This is a genomic window from Myxococcota bacterium (genome assembly GCA_035498015.1).
Lineage (GTDB): Bacteria > Myxococcota_A > UBA9160 > SZUA-336 > SZUA-336 > VGRW01.
Window position 1 is genome coordinate 1 of record DATKAO010000067.1, and the last position, 2,775, is coordinate 2,775.

General features: G+C 70.4%; 3 protein-coding genes. 1 reads left to right on the plus strand and 2 read right to left on the minus strand.

The window, feature by feature from the left end:
- Window positions 1-103: 103 nt before the first annotated feature.
- Window positions 104-403, plus strand: coding sequence for a histone-like protein (locus VMR86_05335; protein ID HTO06463.1), 300 nt, complete (start codon window positions 104-106; stop codon window positions 401-403).
- Here VMR86_05335 and VMR86_05340 read toward each other — a convergent pair.
- Both VMR86_05340 and groEL read right to left on the minus strand, forming a co-directional pair.
- Complete coding sequence (locus VMR86_05340) at window positions 400-1,746, minus strand: response regulator (GenBank protein ID HTO06464.1); 1,347 nt, start codon at window positions 1,744-1,746, stop codon at window positions 400-402. The genes VMR86_05335 and VMR86_05340 overlap by 4 nt on opposite strands.
- 66 nt (window positions 1,747-1,812) lie before the next feature.
- Window positions 1,813-2,775 (minus strand): chaperonin GroEL (gene groEL, locus VMR86_05345; GenBank protein ID HTO06465.1); only part of this gene is annotated, 963 nt, incomplete at its 5' end.

The following is a 2,775-nucleotide window of genomic DNA, read 5'->3' on the forward strand; positions in this document are numbered from 1 at the left end:
TCTGGCTGGAGCGCTCGGGCCACGTGCTGCCGGTCGATTTCGAGCGCGCGCTGCTGGCGGAGAAAGTCGTCGGATTCCTGGCCCGTCTCGAAAAGCGCTGAGCGTGTCCCTGGCGGTTGACGGCTCATGCGCCCCTGGGGAATCCTACGCCGCGAACCAAAAACAGGTTCCGGGGGCGAGTGAGCACAACATGGCGGAAATTCCCGCGGCCGCGGTCAAGCGGTTGCTCGTGAAGCACGGTGGAGAGCTGAGAACGTCCGGGCCGGCCGTCGAGCTGGCGGTCGCAGCCGCGGAGGAGTACATCGCGCGCCTCGCTCAGGAGGCCGGCAACTCCGCGCAGCGCGAGAAGCGCAAGACGATCATGGACGACGACATCAAGAAGGCGCGTCAGGTCGTCGGCTAAAGCGTCGGGTGCGCGCCCCGCGCGCGCAGAGCCAGATCTTCGATGACCCGGATCCAGCGCGCCTCGCCTTCGTCGAGGAAGCGCCGGAAGCGGATCCCCGCCAGCACGCTCGCGTAGCCGGCCAGGTTCGCGCGCGAGATCACGTCGCCGTCGACGTCGATCGGCTCGAGCGGAGCGGGCAGGTGGATGCGGTAGCGCTCCACCGCGCCCGGCAGGATGTCGCGGCGCGTGCGCAGGCAGATGCCGCCGCGCGCGACCAGCTCCGTGAGCTCGTCCCACGAGCCGGCGCTCGCGGCCGTGCGCACGGCCATGCGCGCCGCGTAGCGCTGGAAGCGGCGGCCGGCGGCGTGATCCAGCAGGTCGAGCAGCGTCGGCTCGATCTCCTCCCAGCGGAACGGGCGGGGGAGATACATCGCGGCGCCCGCCTCCTGCGCCCCGGTCCGGTTCGCGGCCACCTCGCGCTCGTCGAGCACCACGATCGGCAGCTGCTCCACGCCGGGCAGCCGGCGCAGGTCGGCGGTGAGCTCGAGACCGTCGACGCGGCCGACCTTGGCCTCGACCACCACCAGCTCGTAGCTGCGCTCGCGGAAGGCGGCGATCGCGGCCGACGGGTCCTTGAAGTGCTCGAGCTCGATGTGGCGCATGGCGAGCAGCGTCGCCAGCTCGGCCGGCCCGCCGGGCAGCGCCGAGATCGCCATGACGCGGCGCGCGCGCTTCTCGCGCATGGGGCGCTTCTCGTCGGGGCCCGAGGGCGGCGGCGCCTCGGTCGAGTGTCTCGCGCGCTCCGCGACGGCCGACGAGATCGAGAGCGCCAGCTCGTTCGCGCTCTCCAGGCTGGGCAGCGCGCGGAAGCGGCGCTCCTGCGGCTGGCCGAGTGAGCGGCGCGCGAGCGCGCCGCTCGAGGGCAGGAGCACTTCGCGCGGCGCGCGCACCTCGACCGCGCCGCTGGCGTCGTCGATGAAGCGCAGGCGCGCGCCGCCTGCGACCAGCTGATGGCGCGCGTCGAGCCGCTTCAGCCAGGTGAGTGCCTCGCCGAGCGAGCGCATCTGACTCGCCCAGGCCCGGCGCAGCGCCGACTCGACGTCGGCCTTCGAGGTGCAGCGGCCGATGTCGAGCGCGGGCAGGTCGAAGAAGATCGCCGGGTCGTAGAGCTTCAGCCGGTTGTGACCCAGCGTGTAGAAGCGCGCGCGCGACAGCACGAGCGAGCGGCCGAGTGTCTCGAACGGCGTCGGCCCGAGCTGCAGCACGCCCTCGGCGGAGGCAGCGCCGGGAGCGAGCTCCAGCGACAGGCCGAACGCCCGCAAGCGCTCGACCAGAAACTCGGCATGGCGCACAGAAGACATCGCGCCGACTCCTCCCGTGAGGCGATCGGCGCGATGGGTTGTCGTCTGTAGGACGAGCGAACGTCGCTAGTGACTATGTCCGGCGTGCTTGTCCTCTTCGTCCTTGGGCTTGTCCGCGATCATCGCGTGCGTGGTGAGGAGCAGGCCCGCCACGCTCGCCGCGTTCTGCAGCGCGGAGCGCACGACCTTGGTCGGGTCGATCACGCCGTCTTTCACGAGGTCGCCGTAGGTGTCGGTCGCGGCGTTGAAGCCGTAGGCGCCCTTGCCGTTGGCGACCTTGTCGACCACTACCGAGCCCTCCTGACCGGCGTTCTGCGCGATCATGCGGATCGGCTCCTCGACGGCACGGCGGATGATGTCGATGCCCGCCTGCTGCTCCGGGTTCGCACCCTTGAGCGTCTCGAGCACCTTCTTGGCGCGGATCAGCGCCACGCCGCCGCCGGGCACGATGCCCTCTTCGACGGCTGCGCGGGTGGCGTGGAGCGCGTCCTCGACGCGCGCCTTCTTCTCCTTCATCTCGCTCTCGGTCGCGGCGCCGACCTTCACGACCGCCACGCCGCCGGCCAGCTTGGCGAGTCTCTCCTGGAGTTTCTCGCGGTCGTAGTCCGACTTCGTCTCCTCGATCTGCTTGCGCAGCTCGTTGCAGCGGGCCTCGATGTCCTTCTTCTTGCCCGCGCCGGAGATGATCGTGGTGTTGTCCTTGTCCATCGTGACTCGCCCTGCCTTGCCCAGGTCGTTCAGAGTCACGTTCTCGAGCTTGATGCCGAGCTCCTCGGCGATCACCTGGCCGCCGGTGAGGATCGCCATGTCTTCGAGCATCGCCTTGCGGCGGTCACCGAAGCCCGGCGCCTTCACCGCCGCGACCTGCAGCGTGCCGCGGATCTTGTTCACGACCAGCGTCGCGAGCGCCTCGCCCTCGACTTCCTCGGCCACGATCACGAGCGGCTTGCCGCCGCGCGCGACCTGCTCGAGCAGGGGCAGGAGGTCCTTCATGTTCGAGATCTTCTTCTCGTGCAGGAGCAAGAGCGG

What these genes read in the sequence shown, in the direction of transcription:
- VMR86_05340 (HTO06464.1), bottom strand. Translation starts at nt 1,746, where the DNA reads ATGTCTTCTGTGCGCCATGCCGAGTTTCTGGTCGAGCGCTTGCGGGCG.